General features: G+C 62.2%; 13 protein-coding genes. 7 read left to right on the forward strand and 6 right to left on the reverse strand.

The annotated features are described in order from the left end of the window. The first annotated feature begins 168 nt into the window (after positions 1 to 168). Complete coding sequence (locus tag AB1J88_RS10435) at positions 169 to 1,482, forward strand: leucine-rich repeat-containing protein kinase family protein (protein ID WP_430291005.1); 1,314 nt, start codon at positions 169 to 171, stop codon at positions 1,480 to 1,482. Between the two features lie 82 nt (positions 1,483 to 1,564). Here the strand turns inward: AB1J88_RS10435 and AB1J88_RS10440 are convergent, their stop codons facing one another. Continuing rightward, positions 1,565 to 2,269 (reverse strand): YebC/PmpR family DNA-binding transcriptional regulator, encoded by a 705-nt coding sequence (locus AB1J88_RS10440; RefSeq protein WP_027614601.1) that lies wholly within the window; start codon positions 2,267 to 2,269, stop codon positions 1,565 to 1,567. Positions 2,270 to 2,490: 221 nt separating this feature from the next. Here AB1J88_RS10440 and AB1J88_RS10445 point away from each other — a divergent pair, with 221 nt between their 5' ends. Beyond that, complete coding sequence (locus AB1J88_RS10445) at positions 2,491 to 3,876, forward strand: type VI secretion system Vgr family protein (protein ID WP_430291006.1); 1,386 nt, start codon at positions 2,491 to 2,493, stop codon at positions 3,874 to 3,876. A gap of 1,123 nt (positions 3,877 to 4,999) precedes the next feature. On the opposite strand, the gene AB1J88_RS10450 is transcribed toward AB1J88_RS10445, so the two are convergent. Both AB1J88_RS10450 and AB1J88_RS10455 read right to left on the reverse strand, forming a co-directional pair. Beyond that, positions 5,000 to 6,391, reverse strand: a complete 1,392-nt coding sequence (locus tag AB1J88_RS10450; protein ID WP_430291007.1) for an FAD-dependent oxidoreductase — start codon at positions 6,389 to 6,391, stop codon at positions 5,000 to 5,002. A gap of 71 nt (positions 6,392 to 6,462) precedes the next feature. Beyond that, a complete protein-coding gene (locus AB1J88_RS10455; protein ID WP_041073891.1) occupies positions 6,463 to 7,788 on the reverse strand; it encodes an MFS transporter in 1,326 nt (441 codons plus the stop codon). A 269-nt stretch (positions 7,789 to 8,057) separates the two neighbouring features. Here AB1J88_RS10455 and AB1J88_RS10460 point away from each other — a divergent pair, with 269 nt between their 5' ends. Then, the gene (locus AB1J88_RS10460; protein ID WP_198760179.1) at positions 8,058 to 8,930 is read left to right on the forward strand and encodes a LysR family transcriptional regulator; all 873 of its coding nucleotides are present in this window, start codon (positions 8,058 to 8,060) and stop codon (positions 8,928 to 8,930) included. Positions 8,931 to 9,063: 133 nt separating this feature from the next. On the opposite strand, the gene AB1J88_RS10465 is transcribed toward AB1J88_RS10460, so the two are convergent. Then, positions 9,064 to 9,924, reverse strand: coding sequence for a LysR substrate-binding domain-containing protein (locus tag AB1J88_RS10465; RefSeq protein ID WP_430291008.1), 861 nt, complete (start codon positions 9,922 to 9,924; stop codon positions 9,064 to 9,066). 113 nt (positions 9,925 to 10,037) lie between these two features. Here AB1J88_RS10465 and AB1J88_RS10470 point away from each other — a divergent pair, with 113 nt between their 5' ends. The 3 genes from AB1J88_RS10470 (at position 10,038) to AB1J88_RS10480 (ending at position 12,876) form a co-directional block, all read left to right on the forward strand. Further along, positions 10,038 to 11,147 (forward strand): 2-aminoethylphosphonate--pyruvate transaminase, encoded by a 1,110-nt coding sequence (locus AB1J88_RS10470; protein ID WP_430291009.1) that lies wholly within the window; start codon positions 10,038 to 10,040, stop codon positions 11,145 to 11,147. A gap of 154 nt (positions 11,148 to 11,301) precedes the next feature. Beyond that, positions 11,302 to 12,129 (forward strand): phosphonoacetaldehyde hydrolase, encoded by an 828-nt coding sequence (phnX, locus tag AB1J88_RS10475; protein WP_108182279.1) that lies wholly within the window; start codon positions 11,302 to 11,304, stop codon positions 12,127 to 12,129. A gap of 192 nt (positions 12,130 to 12,321) precedes the next feature. Further along, positions 12,322 to 12,876, forward strand: coding sequence for a cytochrome b (locus AB1J88_RS10480; RefSeq protein WP_108182278.1), 555 nt, complete (start codon positions 12,322 to 12,324; stop codon positions 12,874 to 12,876). 159 nt (positions 12,877 to 13,035) lie between these two features. Here AB1J88_RS10480 and AB1J88_RS10485 read toward each other — a convergent pair whose 3' ends face one another. Next, a complete protein-coding gene (locus AB1J88_RS10485) occupies positions 13,036 to 13,959 on the reverse strand; it encodes a 1-aminocyclopropane-1-carboxylate deaminase/D-cysteine desulfhydrase (RefSeq protein WP_430291010.1) in 924 nt (307 codons plus the stop codon). Between the two features lie 226 nt (positions 13,960 to 14,185). Continuing rightward, complete coding sequence (locus AB1J88_RS10490; RefSeq protein WP_430291011.1) at positions 14,186 to 16,225, reverse strand: FAD-dependent oxidoreductase; 2,040 nt, start codon at positions 16,223 to 16,225, stop codon at positions 14,186 to 14,188. Positions 16,226 to 16,431: 206 nt separating this feature from the next. Here AB1J88_RS10490 and AB1J88_RS10495 point away from each other — a divergent pair, with 206 nt between their 5' ends. Beyond that, positions 16,432 to 17,562, forward strand: a complete 1,131-nt coding sequence (locus AB1J88_RS10495; RefSeq protein ID WP_108182275.1) for a nitrilase-related carbon-nitrogen hydrolase — start codon at positions 16,432 to 16,434, stop codon at positions 17,560 to 17,562. Positions 17,563 to 17,564 lie beyond the last annotated feature (2 nt).

Consider the following 17,564-nt stretch of genomic DNA (forward strand, 5'->3'; position numbering starts at 1 on the left):
CGAAAGCGGAGTGTCAGTGACGAATCACTGACTGACAGGACGCCTTCGCGAGCAAGCTCGCTCCCACAGTGGATCAGAGTGTTCTTCAGTGCAAATCCCGGCTTTGCCGTTATCATGTCGCCCATTCCGAGCGCCCGGCGCTTCTTTCCTTTGATAGTGAACATCCCCATGCACACCCTTGCTCAATTGCGCGCCGGCGAGTTGTCGGGCATTACCCGGCTGGACCTGTCCTGCGGCCTGACCGAGTTCCCCCGGGAAATTTTCGATCTGGCCGATACGTTGGAGGTGCTCAACCTCAGCGGCAACGCCTTGAGCAGCCTGCCGGACGACCTGCATCGGCTGACCCGCATGCGCATTCTGTTCTGCTCGGACAACCACTTCACCGAGGTGCCGGAGTGCGTCGGCCAGTGTGCAGCGCTGACGATGATCGGCTTCAAGGCCAACCGCATCCGCCACGTGCCGGGCGCTGCATTGCCGCCGCTGCTGCGCTGGTTGATCCTGACCGACAACTGCATCGACACCCTGCCCAGCGAACTGGGCGAGCGCCCGTACCTGCAAAAACTGCTGCTGGCCGGCAATCGCCTGCAGGCGCTGCCGGCGTCGATGAGCCAGTGCCACCGTCTGGAGCTGATCCGCATCGCGGCCAACCAGTTGCGTGAACTGCCGCAGTGGCTGCTGACCCTGCCGAGCCTGACCTGGCTGGCATATGCCGGCAATCCGCTGGAAACCGAAGCCGACGCCGCCGCGCTGGAGGCCACGCCGCTGATCGACTGGTCGACGCTGCGTCTGCAACAGCGTTTGGGCGAAGGCGCTTCCGGGGTGATTTCCCGGGCACAGTGGCAACGTAGCGCAGACTCGTCGGTGCCGGTCGCGGTGAAGCTGTACAAAGGCGAGATGACCAGCGACGGTTCGCCGCTGCACGAAATGAACGCCTGCATCACCGCCGGCCTGCACCCGAACCTGATCCGCGTGGAAGGCCGTATTCACGGTCATCCTGACGGGCAACACGGGTTGGTGATGCAACTGATCGACCCGAGCTTTCGCAATCTGGCGGCGTTGCCGAGCCTGGCGAGTTGCTCGCGGGATGTGTATGCCGACGATTGCCGCTTCAGTGCCGAAGTGGCGCTGAACATTGCCAAGGGCATCGCTTCGGCAGCCGAACACTTGCATCAACACGGCATCACCCACGGCGACCTCTACGGCCACAACATTCTGTTGAACGATCAGGGCGATTGCTTGCTGGGGGATTTTGGCGCGGCATCGTTCCATGCCACCACTGACAATCTGGAAACCCGGGCGCTGCAACGCATCGAAGTGCGGGCGTTCGGGGTTCTGCTGGGGGAATTGCTGGCGCGCATCGACTCAGGGCTGAGTGCCGAGCGGCGCGAAGTGCTGCAAGCGCTGGAACAGCGTTGCTGTCAGCCGGATGTGCTGGCGCGGCCGGGGTTTGGCGAAGTGATTCAGGTATTGCACACACAATGACAAAAAGATCGCAGCCTGCGGCAGCTCCTACAGGGTTATGTGTACACCTGTAGGAGCTGCCGCAGGCTGCGATCTTTTGATCTTAGCCCGCCAGGCCGACAAACATGTCCTGCACGTCATCGTGGTTGTCGAGGCCTTCCAGGAACGCTTCAACTTCAGCCATCTGCTCGGCACTCAGGCCGCTGACCGGGTTCTTCGGCTGATAGCCGAGTTTCGCCGACAACACCGTGAAACCTTGCTCAGGCAGGGCTTTTTGAACGGCATCGAGGTCAGTCGGATCGGTCAGGAACAGGGTCGCACCCTCTTCACCCGGCTCGAAGTCCTGGGCACCGGCCTCGATCGCGGCCATTTCCGGGTCGGCGTCCGGGGTGTCCGGCGAGGCTTCGATCATGCCGACGTGGTTGAAGTCCCAGGCCACCGAACCGGATGCACCCAGTTGGCCCTTGCGGAACGCCACGCGGATTTCCGCGACGGTGCGGTTGATGTTGTCGGTCACACACTCGACGATCAACGGAACCTGGTGCGGCGCGAAACCTTCGTACGTCACACGGTGGTATTGCACGGTTTCGCCCAGCAAGCCAGCGCCTTTCTTGATGGCGCGGTCCAGGGTTTCCTTGGGCATCGAGGCTTTCTTGGCCTGTTCGACCACCAGACGCAGGTGTGCGTTGGTGGCGGTATCGGCACCGTTGCGGGCAGCGATGGTGATTTCTTTCACCAGTTTGCCGAAGATCTTGCCCTTGGCGTTGGCTGCCGCTTCTTTGTGTTTAACCTTCCACTGTGCGCCCATTACTCACTCTCTTGATCTGTGGCGCCGAGACATCTATTGGCCGACGCGTGGCGCCAAGTTTATACGGCCTAAAGTCGGCAATCGACCAAAAAAATTCATTGTTGAATCGACATCTTCACCACGACTTGTAGGGCGATTCTGAAAAGCCCACCAGCCACGACCATTAATGCTCGCGTTTTCGTACCCTCTGCCGTCCGTATTGCCCCACAGAGCCCGTATGAATGCTCAATGACCAGCAAAGCCCGTTCACCCTGACCCTGACCGACGGCCCACTGTGCCTGCCGGTCCTGCGTTTCAGTGGCAAGGAAGCACTCAATCAGCCGTTTTTTTTCGAGATTGAAGTGATCGCCCTGGCCCCGGCCTTGGCGCCGGGCAGCCTACTGCGACAACCGGCGTTCCTGCGCCTGGGCGACGCTCACGGCATTCACGGCCTGATCCACAGTGTCAGTTGTGAGCATCGCGCCAGCCACCGCATTGGCTACCGACTGACGCTGGTGCCGCACCTGCAACGTCTGGCGCAGTCGCCACAGCGTCGGGTCTTCGTGCAAGCGAGCGTGCCGGCGATCCTTGCGCAACTGCTCGAAGAGCATGAGCTGCCAGCCAACAGTTACCGGATCGAAATGAGCGTCGGCCATTACCCACCACGGGAATTTTGCCTGCAATACGAGGAAAGCGACCTGGCCTTCCTTCACCGTCTGTGTGAGGAGGAAGGCATTCACTATCACTTCGAACATCGCCCGGACGGGCATGTGGTGGTATTTGCCGACGACAACCTGAGCCTGCCGCAGGAACCGCTGGCAGTGCCGTTTGCCGTGACCGACGACACGCCCTCACCGCGCATCAGCACGCTGTTACAGCGCCATGACGCGACACCGGTCATGGCCGCGCCCGGCATTCGCAATCGGGGCCAGGCAGTCATCAGCGCCGACGCGGCCAACCACCCTGTGCCGGCGCTCACACCGCGGAACCTGTCGAGCGCGCAGCGTCACGCCGAACAACGCAGCCGACGCCATCTGCAGCGCCAGCGCTGCCAGTCGCGCACGATTCGCGGATCCGGCGATTGCAGCGCGTTGCGCAGCGGGCATCTGCTGCAGATCAGCGAACACCCGATCAATGCGTTCAACGAGCAATGGCTGATCACCGAACTGCACCATCAAGGCCGGCACCCTTCGATCCTTGATCCGACAACCGAGGTGCATGATTACCGAAACGACTTCAGCGCCCTGCCCTGGTCGAGCGACTTTCGCCCGCCCCTGGCGCAGCCGCGCCCGAACATCGGCGGCTATCACCTGGCACGAGTGCTGGGATCGCCTGGCCAGCCAGCGCCACTGGATGATCGCGGGCGCATCGGCGTCAGCCTCTGGCCGACGCAGACACCTGAGCCTGCGTGCCTGTGGTTGCCGATCGCGCTGACCGGCGCCGGCCGGCTCGCCATCCACCAACTGCCCCGCGCCGGCAGTGAGGTGTGGGTGAGCTTCCTCGACAGCGACCCGGATCGACCGATCCTCTGCCTCGCCCATCCACCCCCGGCGCCACCGAACGAAACGCCACCGCCGCACGACGGCAGCCTGTTGCTCGACTGGCTGCTCCACGGGGCCGATCCGTAAGCACCGCAGACATTGGAATTGAGTACAGCTGCCGGAAAGTGGTTGGCCGGGAGGTTGCTATCACGAGCAGGCTAACTCCTGCAGTTGGATTGGGTGTGGGCAGTGGGAGATTGGTCGGCTGTCAGGCCGCCATCGCTGGCAAGCCAGCTCCCACAGGTGGATTGGGTGGGTTCAGTTGGAGATTGGTCGGCTGTCAGGCCGCCTTCGCTGGCAAGCCAGCTCCCACAGATGGATTGGGTGGGTTCAGTTGGAGATAGGTCGGCTGTCAGGCCGCCTACGCTGGCAAGCCAGCTCCCACAGGTGGATTGGGTGTGTTCAGTTAGAGATAGGTCGGCTGTCAGGCCGCCTTCGCTGGCAAGCCAGCTCCCACAGATGGATTGGGTGGGTTCAGTTGGAGATAGGTCGGCTGTCAGGCCGCCATCGCTGGCAAGCCAGCTCCCACAGTGGGGATGGGCGCGGTCTGTTGGAGATTGGTCGGCTGTCAGGCCGCCTTCGCTGGCAAGCCAGCTCCCACAGGTGGATTGGGTGGGTTCAGTTAGAGATAGGTCGGCTGTCAGGCCGCCTTCGCGAGCAGGCTCGCTCCCACAGGTGGATTGGGTGTGTTCAGTTGGAAATTGGTCGGCTGTCAGGCCGCCATCGCTGGCAAGCCAGCTCCCACAGGTGGATTGGGTGCGGTCTGTTGGAAATTGGTCGGCCCATAGGCTGCCTTCGCGAGCAAGCTCGCTCCCACAAAAAAGCAAAGCAGTCCATGCAGACCGCATGCTTTTCACCACTCAACAGGATGAGCGTTAGCTCGGCTGCAGCTCTTGATCTTGCCGTGCCGGCCCCATCGGCAGGCTGAGTGGAGGGGTTTATCCGGGGGTGGGAGCGCAGCGACCGTTTGGCGCAGCCAAACACATCGAGAGGAGGTGCAGCGAAGCAAACCGTAGGCGATGCCCCCGGATGAACCCCGCAACGAAGGAACCCGAGCCACGGCGAGGGCCGTACGCCGGGGCCAAGACCTTTGGTTACTTTGGGCTGGGCCGGCACTCCGGCGTTTGCCAAAGTGACCCGCCGTAAGGGCGGAACCCTAAGCAGCCGTTACCGCAGCAACGGATATGCCCCCATAAATCAAAGCCACCAATCACCCCTTGTCAGCCTTCCCCGCCGCCGCCGCAAACTTCGCCAACCGCACATCCAGATGCCGCGGTCGCCGCCCATGATCCTCAGCCCGCTCTTTGCGCCGAATCGCATTACGCACCATCAACGACCCCAGATACCGAATCGGCTCCGGCGGAAAATACCCCAACGGCCCGTTCACCAAGGGCGAACGGGTCCAGAGGTTATCGAGCCCCTGCACCAACGAGGCAAGAATCTGCCCGCCCATGTGACACGGCCCGACGCCACTGCCGGAATAACCAAAGCCATAAAACACATTGCCACTGGCACTCATCTGCCCAAAAAACGGCAACCCGGTCACCGAACGATCCGACGGCCCATTCCAGGTCGCATCCACCTTGACCTCGGCAAACGCCGGAAAAAACGCCCCAAGGCTGCGCTTGAGCAAATTCGCATAGGGCGATGGCTGATCGAACACCGGCAGAATCCGCCCGCCAAACGCAAACGTGTTGCCACCCTTGCCAAGCATGATCCGGCCATCCGGGGTGTTGTGGTAGTAGTGCACGAAAATCCGCGAGTCGAGCACAGTAACGCCACTGGTCAAACCGATTTCCTGCAACAGATCCGGGCGCGGTTCGGTGATCAGCATGTCGCTGGAGACAATCGCCACGCTGCGTTCGAACTGCGGAAACGCGCGGGCCATCCACGCATTCATCGCCAGCACCACGCGGTCGGCAATCACGCAACCATGGGCGGTGTGGATTCGCGCCGGGCGGCCCTCTTCCAGACCGGTCATCGCGGTGTTTTCGTGGATCTTCACGCCCAGTTGCAACGCCACCCGGCGCAAGCCGCGCACCAGTTTGCCCGGTTGCACACTGGCGGCTGCCGGCGAGAACCAGCCTTCCAGATGTTGGCTGGAACCGGCCATACGCTGTACGTCGGCCACCGGCCGCTGGGTGAACGAGTTGATGCCGTTACGCTCCAGCGCCGCGATCACGGCGTCGGTCGAACCGACCTGCGCCTTGTTGGTGGCGGTGTACAGCGTGCCGTCGAGGCGGTAATCGGCATCGACGCCGTACTGTTCGCAGAACTCGCCGATGGCGTGGATGCTGCGCTCGGATTCCTTGACCAGGCGCACCGCCTCCTCGACGCCGAACAGCCGCTCGAGGGTGAAATACTTGGCCGACCACGACAACGCGCAACCACCGTTGCGCCCACTGGCACCAGCGCCGCAGATGTCCGCTTCGATCATCAGCACGTCGAGCTCAGGGTTCTGCTGCTTGAGCATGATCGCCGTCCACAACCCGGTGTAGCCGCCGCCGACGATGCACACGTCGGTGCGTACTTCGCCTTGCAGCGACGAGCACATCGCGGATGGGTCGGCCTGCAAGGCTTGCTCTAGCCAAAACGGTCGCATGGGATTCTCCAGTCAGATGGCCACGACACAGCCTGCCGCGAGTGCCGCAGCAGGCCGCAGGGCAAGGGTTTTCAGTTACGCAGGGGTTTGATGGTCAGCGGGCAATTGGGAATGGCCGCACGCGGTTCCATCACCCCGACCGGGCGGCTGTTCCAGTGCGGAATCAGCACCAGCGCCGAGAACAATGCGCAGCCGGCGAAGACGATGAACACCGTCACTGAATCGAAGTAACCCGGCAGCAATCCGCCGAGCACCGCGCCGACCGAGCCGCAACCGTTGACGAAACCGGCTGCCGTGGCACCGGCCTTGGCCTTGCCGAAGTCAATGGCGGCCGCGCCGCTGATCATCGAATCCGGCCCGTACAGGGTCAGGCCCATGACGAACAGCAGCGCCACCACCAGCATCACGCTGCCGGTGTGCAACGCGCCCATGAACAGCGCCAGGGTCACGGTCAGCGCCAGCAGGCTGAGGACGCAGGCCGGCATGCGCCGGGCGCCGAACAGTTTGTCCGAGGCCAGACCGATCATGATCGGCCCGAGCAGACCGGCCAGTTCAAACGAGGTGGGAATGATTGCCGCGCCGACCTTGCCGACACTCGGCATCTGCTCGAAGACGATCACCGGGCCCCACAACAGAATCGCGTAACGCGCCGGTTTCAACATGAAATACGCCAGGCCCAAGACCAGCACCGTGCGGTTGCGCAGGATTTCCTTCAACGGCTCCCAGACGCTGAGCTTACTGTTGGCCTCGGTTTCTTCTGCACTGAGTTCCGGCTCCGGCTCCACGGCCGGCAGGCCGACGTCTTCCGGTTTGTTGCGCTGAAAAATGAAGAACAACAGCGCCACCGCCGCGACCACCGCGGCGCTGGATATGAACGCTGCGTGCCAGGTGCCGATCAGCGTATACGCCCACCAGCCGGCGAACGGCGAGGCTACCAGACCGCCGAACGCATAGCAGGAGCTCCACAATCCGAGCACCCGCCCGCGCTGCTGCGCCGGGAAGAAACTGCCGAGGTTCTTGCACAATCCCGACCAGCCGGTGGACTGCGCCAGGCCCTGAATCAGCATGCAAGTGGCGAAGATCGGTAGCGTGGCAAAACTGCCCATCACTAACGCCGCTGCGGCGGAAATCAACAGCCCGCCGAGCACCACGACCCTTGGGCCGAAGCGGTCGGCGAGCATGCCCCAGGTGAATTGGCCGATGGCGTAGGCCGCCAGATAGATCGCATCGAGGTTGGCCATGGCCATCTTGTCGAGCATGAAGGTCGGGTCTTCCGCGATGCCCAGTTTGGCCACGGAAAACGCTTTGCGGGTGAAGTAGAAAGCGGCGTACGCGAGCCAGGTGATAGCGAAAATCTGCATGCGCCAACGCGCAAGGGTGCCGATGTGCTTGTTCATTGTGGTTCTGACCTCAGGGTGTGAGTGTGCCGGCAGAATCGTTAAGTAAACGCCTGTATTTTTTATTGTTGAGCACTGCGCCAGCGCCCCGTCCCTATGGCGATAGCGGTCAGATGAGTCCTGTTATTGCACGCACAGGCTCATCGCCAGCGTTGCTGCCCGAGCGGGCAGTCAGCGATGGCGTGAGCGGATCAAAGCAATTACTGTTTAATAAATAAAATCGATTTATCGTATTTCACACATAAGCTCAGCTTGTTGATGGAGGCTACATGTCGGTGTCCCACGCCCAGCTCAAAGCCTTTCACGCCGTGGCTGTACACGGAAGCTTCACTAAAGCGGCCGAACGGCTTTTTCTCACGCAACCGGCGATTTCCGACCAAGTGCGCAAACTGGAGGAGCGCTTCGGTGTGTTGCTGTTTCATCGCAACAAGCGTTCGGTGCGCCTGACCGATCTGGGCGAGCGCCTGCTGGCGATCACCCAGCGGCTGTTTGTGATTGAGGCTGAAGCCCAGGAACTGCTACAGGAATCCCAGGCGCTGCAGACCGGCAGCCTGATTCTGGCGGTGGATGCCCCGGTACACGTGCTGCCGCTGATTGCGCGGTTCTGCGAGCGCTACCCGGGGATCAGCGTGAAGATCGAGACCGGCAACACCGATGAATCGCTGTTTCGCCTGTTCAACTATCAGGCCGATCTGGCGCTGCTCGGGCGTGATGTCAGCGATGAACGTTTGCTGTGCGTGCCGCTGCGCAATGACCCGATGGTGGCGTTCGTTTCGCGCCATCATCCGTGGGCCGAGCGTGAGTCGATCTGCCTGGCGGATCTGGATGACACGCCGCTGGTGCTGCGCGAGCACGGCTCGGTGACCCGGCAGACCCTGGAAGAAGAAATGGCCGGCGCCGGGTTTCGCATCCGTCCGGCGATTCAGGTCGAAGGCCGGGAAGCGGCGCGCGAGGCGGTGGTGGTGGGAATTGGTGTGGGGGTTGTTTCGGCGGCGGAGTTCGGCGCGGATTCGCGGGTGTGTGCGTTGCCGATTACCGATTGCACCCGGCGTTTGACCGAGACCCTGGTGTGCTTGCGCGAGCAGAGTTCGCGGCGGGTGGTGGCAACGTTTCTCGATATGGTGCGCGAGAGTCTGATCTGACCCACCACCTGTAGGAGCTGCCGCAGGCTGCGATCTTTTGATTTTGCTTTTAAAAAACAAGATCAAAAGATCGCAGCCTGCGGCAGCTCCTACAGGGGGATATGGGCATGGCGCAATACTTGTCTACGATGTATCAGGCTGTCGCCAGAGCGAAGAACGCCTGAATCAAGCGCAACTCCCGCCGCCGCTCCATGCAGCCGATCATGTGCCGGTTCACCAGCCCGTCCCCGACAATCGGCAGCGCCACCACCCGCGGGTCATGGCTGACTTCCACCGATGACACCACGCCCACCCCCAGTTCCGCCGCCACCGCCTCGGTCACCGCTTCGCGACTGTCCAGTTCCAGCAACACCCGTGGATTGACCGCCGCCTGCGCACACGCCTGATCAAAGGTACGGCGGGTGATCGAACTCGGCTCGCGCAACACCATGATCACCTGATCCAGCTCCTTGAGCCGCACCTCGCCGCTACGCTGCGCCCACGCATGCCCGGCGGGCACCAGCGCGCAGATCCGCGATTCGCTCAAGGCTTGCAGATGCAGGCCCTTGCGCGGTTCGACCTCGGTCAGCACCGCCACGTCCGCGTGTTCCGATAACAGCGCGGCGAGGGTTTCCTGGGCATTGCCCAGACGCAGATTCACCGTGATCCCCGGATACCGCGCGCGCAGGCTGGCAAGCATCGGCATGACCATGTGCGGACCGTCCGCCGCCACTTCGAGGCGCCCAGTAAGCAACTGGCGGTTGGCTTCGAGCAGAGTCTGCGCTTCTTCGGCCAGGCCGAACATGGCGCGGGTGATCGCCGCCAGTTTGGTGCCCTCCTCGGTCAGTTCGACCCGACGCGCGGTGCGCCGTAACAGGGTGATCTGGTAGTGCTCCTCCAGCGCCTTGATGTGTCCGGTGACCGCCGGCTGACTGATGAACAGGCGCGCGGCGGCGCGTGTGAAGCTGCCTTCCCGGGCCACGGCGTCGAAGGCGCGCAGCTGGAACAGATTCATGGATAACCCTCACTGATGGCTGGCATAACAACAAACAATTTGATTGATGACTCGGCGAATTGCAACGTATGCCCCGTAGCTTCATCCCACAGCGCTATCGCGAGGACACACGAATGAGTACTGCCGCACCCATCCTGCTCACTCCCGGCCCGTTGACCACCTCGGCCCGCACCCGCCAGGCAATGCTGGTCGATTGGGGGTCATGGGATGATCGCTTCAATCAACTGACCGCCAGCCTCTGCGAGCAATTGCTGGCGATCCTCAACGGCGCCGCCACTCACCATTGCGTGCCGTTGCAGGGCAGCGGCACCTTTGCCGTCGAAGCCGCCATCGGCACACTGGTGCCACGTGACGGCAAGGTACTGGTGCTGATCAACGGCGCCTACGGCAAGCGTCTGGCGAAAATCTGCGAAGTGCTCGGCCGCTCGTTCAGCACCTTCGAAACCGCCGAAGACGAACCGACCACCGCCGCCGACGTCGACCGCCTGCTGCGCGCCGATGGCGACATCACCCATGTCGCGCTGATCCACTGCGAAACCAGCACCGGCATCCTCAACCCGCTGCCGGAAATCGCTGACGTCGTGCAGCAGCACGGCAAGCGCCTGATCATCGACGCCATGAGCTCGTTCGGTGCGCTGCCGGTGGATGCGCAAAAAGTCCCGTTCGATGCGCTGATCGCCGCCTCGGGCAAGTGCCTGGAAGGCGTGCCGGGGATGGGTTTTGTCTTCGCTCGCAAGGAATCGCTGGCCGCAGCCGCTGGCAACTCGCACTCGCTGGCGATGGACCTGTATGACCAGCACACCTATATGCAGAAGACCGGTCAATGGCGCTTCACCCCGCCGACCCACGTGGTCGCGGCGCTGCACGAAGCGTTGCTGCAATACAACGAAGAAGGTGGCCTGCCCGCTCGCCATGCGCGCTACGCCGCCAACTGTCAGGCACTGATGGACGAGATGGGCAAACTCGGCCTGCGCAGCTTCCTGCCGGCGGCGATCCAGGCCCCGATCATCGCCACCTTCCATGCCCCGCAAGACCCGCGCTACCAGTTCAAGGACTTCTACGAACGGGTCAAGGCCAAGGGCTACATCCTCTACCCCGGCAAACTGACCCAGGTGGAAACCTTCCGCGTCGGCTGCATCGGCCACGTCAGCCCGGATGAAATGCGCCAGGCCGTGACGGCAGTGGGCGAAGTGCTGCGCGAAATGGAAGTGCTGGAGATCTGAATCACCACGATACCTGTGGGAGCGGGCTTGCCCGCGATAGCGGTCTGACCATCAGCATAGATATCGACTGAAAGGGCCCCATCGCGGGCAAGCCCGCTCCCACAGGATCGCCGAACCTTTTGAATTGCATTGCCAACACAGGATTCTTATTGCCATGAACTACGTAAACCCAAGCAAGCTGCAAGCCGCGATCCTCGACTGGGCCGGCACCGTGGTCGATTTCGGCTCGTTCGCGCCAACGCAGATCTTCGTCGAAGCCTTCGCCGAGTTCGACGTTCAGGTGTCCATCGACGAAGCCCGTGGCCCGATGGGCATGGGCAAATGGGACCACATCCGCACCCTGTGCGATCAGCCGCAAGTGGCCGAGCGCTATCGCAAAGCATTCGGCCGCACCCCGACCGACGATGACGTGACCGCGATCTACAACCGCTTCATGCCGCTGCAGATCGAGAAGATCGCCGAGCACTCGGCGCTGATTCCCGGCGCGCTGGAAACCATTGCCAACCTGCGTCAGCAAGGGATCAAGATCGGTTCCTGCTCCGGCTACCCGAAACAGGTGATGGACAAGGTCGTGGCGCTGGCTGCCACCAACGGCTACGTTGCCGACCACGTGGTCGCCACCGACGAAGTGCCGAACGGTCGCCCGTGGCCGGCTCAGGCCCTGGCCAACGTGATTGCGTTGGGCATCGATGATGTCGCGGCCTGCGTGAAGATCGACGACACCGTGCCGGGCATCCTCGAGGGCCGTCGCGCCGGGATGTGGACCGTGGCGCTGATCTGCTCGGGCAACGCACTGGGCCTGGATTACGCCGGCTACCGGGCGCTGGGCAGCGACGAACTGGCCAGCGAACGCAAACGCATCCACGCATTGTTCGCAGGTTCCCGTCCGCACTACATGATCGACACCATCAGCGACCTGCCGGAAGTGATTGCCGACATCAACAAGCGTCTGGCCAACGGTGAAATGCCGCAATCGAGCTGATTGCTTCTTTTGTCAAAACAACAAAAACGCCAGGGTCTTCGCGACGCTGGCGTTTTTTTTATGGCTGAAGCCTTGAGTCAGCGCATTGAAACTCCGATCAGCCTCAGGCAAATCCGCCAAAGCGGATTACAGTTAAAGCATGCCGTCGCACAAGAACGGCATGTGGCGACCTGATCTGTGAGGAAACACCGTATGCCGTGGACAAGTTCCGAATCGCGCTACAGCACCGTGTCCGTGCTGCTGCACTGGCTGATGCTGATCCTGTTGATCCTGGTCTATGCCAGCATGGAGTTGCGCGGGATCTTTCCCAAGGGCAGCGGCGGCCGCTCGCTGATTCGCGAAGTGCATTACATGCTTGGCCTGACCGTGTTCGTGCTGGTGTGGTTTCGCCTGGTGGCCCGCAGCATCGGCCCGGCACCGAAAATCTTCCCGGCCTCGCCGCAGTGGCAAACCCTGCTGGCGCGGGTGATGCACTGGCTGTTGTACCTGTTCATGATCAGCATGCCGATCCTCGGCTGGCTGATCACCAGCGCCGAGGGGCACCAGGTGATGTTCTACGGCTTCGATCTGCCGTTGCTGGTCCACGAAGACAAGGCATTGGCCAAACAGGTGGAGCACTGGCACGTACTGATCGGCAACATCGGCTATTGGCTGATCGGCCTGCATGCGCTGGCGGGGCTGTATCACCATTATGTGGTGGGTGATAACACCTTGTTGCGGATGATGCCCAAGCGCGCGCCACGCTGAGGCCCGGTTTTGACCATTGTAGCGAGGGGATTCATCCCCGATGGGCTGCGAAGCGGCCCCAAAACCTGTGCATGCAGTGGATCAGACTCAATAGCTGATCAATGAGGGGCCGCTGCGCAGCCCATCGGGGGTAAATCCCCTCACCACAGGGTTACTCATTCATCCTGTGGTGAATCCTCGTCGCCCTTGCAATCCACCCGTGTGCACGAAGATCAACCGGGTGCCTGACTCGAATCCGCCCGCCTCGATCCGCTCCTTGAGCGCCAGCAACGCCTTGCCGGTGTACAGCGGCTCCAGCGCAATGCCGCTCCTGCGTTCAGTAATCTCGATGAATTCAAGCAACTGCTCATCAACCTTGGCGAAGCCACCGCGACTGGCGTCGAGCAGCTCGTAGTCGGCAGCAGCGACACCTGCCTCCTGCATAATCGCCGCCACCTGCGGCGCCACCCCATGATCCTCGGGCACCGCCAGTGCGCCATACACCGGATGCGCACCTGCCTCGGCGAGCACCAGCCCTGCCAGCGTCGTCCCGGTGCCGCAGGCCAGCCACCAGCCGTGATAATTGCTCCAGCCCAGGTTGCCCAGTTGCGCGATCACCTGCTCCTTCAACACCTTGCAGCCCAATGCGCCCGCCAATCCGCCACCGCCCTCCGGCACCGCATGAAAATCTGGATACTGCGCCCGCCACGGCTCCCAGAACCCCGGTTCATGCCGCGCCCGATAGCCGCCGTAACCAAGCCAGTGCAGTTGCATGCCGAAGGCTTGCAGATCGCTGACCGTCGGCGTTTGCTGTGGATGGCCGCGCAACAGGCCAACCGTTTCGAAGCCAAGACGCTTGCCCGCCGCCGCGAGCGCATGCAGATGATTGGAATGCGCACCACCGAGGCTGATGACGCCCTGCGCGCCAGCGCGGTCGGCGGCCTTGAGATGCTCGACGAGTTTGAACCATTTGTTGCCGCTGATCAGCGGGTCGATCTGGTCCAGACGCAGGATCGCGACCTCGATTCCGGCGCGGGTGAGCCAGTCGAGTTCGAGCATTTGGAGGGGAGCTTGGGGCAACCAGTGGGCGGGAGGAAGAAGCATGGGCGACTGATCATTCTGAGTAGAGCCGGCATTCTAGTCGCTCATAAGCAGCCATCGCGAGCAGGCTCACGCCTGCATTGGTTCGATGTTGTTCACCGAATCAGTGAACAACACAAACACTGTGGGAGCGAGCTTGCTCGCGAAAGCGGAGTGTCAGCCAATATATATGTCGACTGACACCACGCCTTCGCGAGCAAGCTCGCTCCCACAGGTTAAGCGGCGTAGCTTAGAGCTCAGCGGCCAGACGCGACCCCTGATTGATCGCGCGCTTGGCATCCAGCTCCGCTGCCACATCGGCACCACCGATCAGGTGCACGTTCTGCCCCGCTGCGACCAGACCTTCCTGAAGGTCCCGCAGTGGATCCTGGCCGGCGCAAATCACGATATTGTCCACCGCCAGCACTTGCGGCTCGCCGGTTTCGCCGATACGGATGTGCAAGCCTTCGTCGTCGATTTTCAAGTATTCGACGCTGTTGAGCATCTGCACCTGCTTGTTCTTCAGACCGGTGCGGTGAATCCAGCCGGTGGTCTTGCCCAGACCATCACCGACCTTGGTTTTCTTGCGCTGCAACAGGAACACTTCGCGAGCCGGCGCGTGCGGCGCAGCTTTGATCCCGGCCACGCCACCACGCGCTTCCAGATGGGTGTCGATGCCCCACTCCTTCCAGAACGCGGTGCGATCCAGACTGGTGGCCACGCCTTGGTGCACAAGGAATTCCGAGACATCGAAACCGATGCCGCCCGCGCCGATCACCGCCACGCGCTTGCCCACCGGCTTGCGCTCAAGGATCACGTCCAGGTAACTCAGCACCTTGGCGTTGTCGACGCCAGGAATTGCCGGCACACGCGGCGCGATGCCGGTGGCGAGGATGATGTCGTCGTAACCGCCTTCAACCAGTTTCGCCACGTCGACGCGGGTGTTCAGGCACACCTCGACATTCGTCGTCTGCAACTTGCGCTTGAAGTAACGCAGGGTTTCGAAGAACTCTTCCTTGCCCGGCACCCGCTTGGCGATGTTGAACTGGCCGCCGATTTCGCTGGCCGAATCGAACAACGTCACCTGATGTCCGCGCTCGGCGGCCACGGTCGCGGCGGACAGGCCGGCAGGGCCAGCACCGACCACAGCGATCTTCTTGATCTGCTGCACCGGCAGATAGTTGAGCTCGGTTTCATGGCAGGCACGCGGGTTGACCAGGCAACTGGTGAGCTTGCCGCCAAAGGTGTGATCGAGGCACGCCTGGTTGCAACCGATGCAGGTGTTGATTTCGTCGGCGCGGCCTTCTGCAGCCTTGTTGACGAAGTCCGGATCGGCGAGGAACGGCCGCGCCATCGAGACCATGTCGGCATCGCCTTCAGCGAGAATCTGCTCGGCGATTTCCGGGGTGTTGATGCGATTGGTGGTAATCAGCGGAATGTTCACCGACCCGCGCAGCTTGGCAGTGACCTTGCTGAACGCCGCGCGCGGCACCTTGGTGGCGATGGTCGGGATCCGCGCTTCGTGCCAGCCGATGCCGGTGTTGATGAGGGTCGCACCGGCCTGCTCGATGGCTTTGGCCAGGGTCACGATCTCTTCCCAACTGCTGCCGCCCTCGACCAGATCGAGCATCGACAAACGGAAAATGATGATGAAGTTCGGGCCGACCGCTTCACGCACTCGACGGACGATTTCCACCGGCAGGCGCATACGGTTTTCGTAGCTGCCGCCCCAGCGGTCGGTACGGTGGTTGGTGTGGGCGGCGAGGAACTGGTTAATGAAGTAACCTTCCGAGCCCATGATTTCCACGCCATCGTACTCGGCCGTCTGCGCCAGTACCGAGCAGGTGACGAAATCGCTGATCTGTTTCTCGATGCCTTCCTCGTCCAGCTCTTTGGGCTTGAACGGGTTGATCGGCGCCTGGATCGCACTCGGCGCCACCTGTTTCGGACTGTAGGCATAACGCCCGGCGTGAAGGATCTGCATGCAGATCTTGCCGCCCGCCTCGTGCACCGCGCGGGTGACGATGCGGTGCTTGAGCGCTTCTTCCTCGGTGGTCAGCTTGGCCGCGCCGGAGTACACGCCACCCTCGTCGTTCGGTCCGATACCGCCGGTGACCATCAGGCCGACGCCGCCACGAGCACGTTCGGCGAAGTACGCCGCCATGCGTTCGAAGCCACCCGGTTTCTCTTCAAGGCCAGTGTGCATCGAGCCCATCAGGGTGCGGTTGCGCAGTGTGGTGAATCCCAGGTCCAGCGGAGCCAACAGGTGCGGGTAATGAGCGGCGGTCATCGGTAACTCCACAACGTGCGATCACGGAAATTGCGGGAGCTCTGCGTCCCCCGTCAGTCATGTTCGACAGACTAAGAGTCGCACTGCTGTCACTCAATGACCGAAACTGACAAGTTATTGATCCAAATGCGCAGCGCCCCTTGGCAAGCGCAGGCATGCGCCCTACCCTAGTCGCCACACCCTGTACCCGGTTGTTGTTGGTTTTCATGCGCAAACTTCTGTACCTGTTTTTCTCCATGGCCATCGTTGCCACCCTGACCACCTACGCCATGTGGGCGGCGGACCGGCCGGCGGGACATTACCTGTCGGACCTGCGCATCAAACTGGCGGTCGATCAGGGCACGCCCGGCGACCGTGGCAACTTGCTGGGTATCCAGCCGGAACTGTTCCCCACCGACTACCAAAGCCCGGAGCGCCTGCACCGCAAACTCGCGGCCTATCTGCAGCAAGCGCAGGATCAGGGGCTGCTGAATGAAAAAACCGTGGTGGTGCTGCCCGAGCATGTCGGTACCTGGCTGATGATCAGCGGCGAGAAAGACGAGCTGTACCAGGCGCCGACCCTGGTCGAAGCGATGAATTGGCTGGCGGCGAGCAATCCGTTGCTGTTCGCCCGCGCCTGGCTTACTGCCAAGGGCGACAATCGCCTCGACGATGCCCACCTGCGGATGAAGTCCAAAGCCATGGCCAAGGATTACCAGGCACTGTTTGGTGGGCTGGCCAAGGAATTCCACGTGACGCTGGTGGCCGGCTCCATCGTCCTGCCCGAACCCAGCATTCGTGATGGCCAGCTCAAGCCCGGTAGCGGCGCGCTGTTCAACAGCAGCGTGGTGTTTGGCCGTGATGGTGTACCGCTGGGCCAGCCCCAGCGGCAAATGCACCCGATCTTCGAACAGCGCGATGTGATCGAGGGCGAAGACGCCCACGCGATCAACGTGGTCGACACGCCGGCCGGACGCCTGGGCGTGCTGATCGGCAGCGACAGTTGGTACCCGGACAACTATCGCCAACTCGACGAGCAAGGCGCGCAACTGGTAGCGGTGCCGGCCTTCGTCGTGGGTCACGGTGCGTGGAATCAGCCGTGGGCCGGTTATAAGGGCTCAAGTACACCGGGTTCGGTCAGCCTCAAGCCCGGGGAAATCAGTGAAGGTCAGGCCTGGCATCGCCTGACGCTCACCGCACAGCCGCCGAGCAGCCGTGCGATCGCCGGCATGAGCGTGTTCCTGCGCGGCCAGTTCTGGGACAAGCCCGGCTCGGGGCAAAGCTTCCTCAGCAGCAACGGCCAGCAATTCGCCGATGGCGAAGCCCGTGGCGCGCGTCTGCTGAACATCTGGTTGTAAGC

The sequence above is a fragment of the Pseudomonas sp. S8 genome, assembly GCF_050473925.1.
Taxonomy (GTDB): Bacteria; Pseudomonadota; Gammaproteobacteria; order Pseudomonadales; family Pseudomonadaceae; genus Aquipseudomonas; species Aquipseudomonas parakoreensis.